The sequence below is a fragment of the Mesorhizobium sp. M7A.F.Ca.US.006.04.2.1 genome (assembly GCF_004022915.1).
Taxonomy (GTDB): Bacteria; Pseudomonadota; Alphaproteobacteria; order Rhizobiales; family Rhizobiaceae; genus Mesorhizobium; species Mesorhizobium ciceri.
In genome coordinates this window covers 1-1,593 of record NZ_RZQA01001134.1, presented here as the reverse complement: position 1 = coordinate 1,593, position 1,593 = coordinate 1, and the positions used below count along the sequence as shown (strand labels likewise).

1 protein-coding gene and 1 pseudogene are annotated in these 1,593 nt (G+C 65.6%); both read right to left on the bottom strand.

The genetic code is table 11. The features are described from left to right. Positions 1-702, bottom strand: a 702-nt coding sequence (locus tag EN925_RS35105; protein ID WP_206633110.1) for a DNA primase, incomplete at its 3' end; no start/stop codon positions are given. Next, positions 699-1,593: pseudogene (locus EN925_RS35100) on the bottom strand (methylase); the annotation flags it as partial. The gene EN925_RS35105 and the pseudogene EN925_RS35100, both read right to left, overlap by 4 nt.

The window sequence follows — 1,593 nt, the reverse complement described above, 5'->3', positions numbered from 1 at the left end:
TGCCGCCATGACGCTGCCGGGTACGCCGAAGCGGACGGCGTGACCGAGAAGGTCACCCATTGCCCGACGCGGCGTGTCGACGAGTGCCTTGCCGGCGCCGTCCGGTGCGAGCCAGGTGCGGTGCGCGCCGGTCAGATGTCCATCGAGGTCGGTGACAGCGGCGATCATCGCCGGCACGGTCTTGGTCGGTCCAGGATCGTCTGGCCGGTAGTAGCAGTGTGGATGGAACTGCAAGGCCGCGGTTCCGTGCAAAGTCGTAATGCCGCGTCCACGCAAATATGTTTCCACGAGGGTGCCGATAATGGGCTTCGACATGGCGACCAGTCGGCGAGCCGCTTCCGGAGATCCAATAGGGACCTGCGCGATCGGCTCGGCCGGTCGGGGTTGCATGGCATCTGGCATAGCGAGAAACACGCGCGCCTCGTCGGCGACGTCCCGGAAATTGACCAGTCCGAGGGATTCGCGGATGACATCGAGCAGATCTCCATGCTCGCCGGTGGCGGCGTCGGTCCATTTGCCTGGCGGTCCCTTCGGGGATGGCTGCAGACGCACGAACATCGAGCGGCCCGGCGCATTGCGGACGTCGCCGACGGTCCAATAGTTGCCCTGGCGACGGCCATTGGAGAGGTAGTGGCGGCACACCGCCTCGGCATGTTCGCCGAGGCGGTGTGCGAGGTCGGATGCAGCGTGAAGCGCAATCATGCAGCCTCCCGCTCACTGACCTGATCGATTGGGAAGCGGTCGAGCACGCGCTCCAGCACGGCGAGTCCGCCAGCGTCGATCGGCACGAACATCCTGAGCTTCCACGAAATGATCTCGTGGAAGAGACCGTAGGCGGTGAGGCGCTCGGGCATCGTGTCGGTGAACCCAGACAATTCGATGCGCCATGCGCCCATGACGCGGCTGCGGCGAAGCTGGAGATCCTCGGCAAGATCGAGGATGCTCCGGCCGTCCATCAGAGCCGCAAAAGCCTGCTCCGGCGATAGCGCAACTACGTTCGGCGCAGAGGCGTTGGCGGCCCATGCCGGCGAGACGCGGCGGCCGATGATGCGCTCGCCCTCGTCGGTCTGAAGTCGATAAACCCGGGTCGACTCGTTGGGCAGACGCTTCCAGATCGGCAGCAGCAAGCCGGTGACCATGTGCAAGACCGAGTCCGAAAACTCCGGCACCCCGGCGAGTTCGGCCGTCCAGGCAGTTGTGAACGCCTCGCGATCGGCCTCGATCCAGCGTGTTTCGCCCATGGCCTTGAGCGGCATGTTCTGGCCTTCCATCGGCCGGATCAGGCGGACACGTCGCTCGACCTCGCCATCGTCGAGCATGACGCTGGTGGTCGGGATCTGCACGGCGGCGCGGCCCGATTGTTCGTTGATGAGCAGTACGGCACGCGGATCGCGGAGATGATCGATCGCCGCATCGAGCGTGACGGGCCGATTGCGCTTGCGTTGGGTGATCGTGAGCAGGCGGCTTTCGGCGCCGGTGCGCGGATGGGTGTAGATCACCTGCCGATCGGTGACGACGAAGTTTTCGGCCTGCAGCGTCTCCAGCCCGGCATCGTAGGTGCCTGACGCGATCGCGCCCTCGATGCGCGCCGCC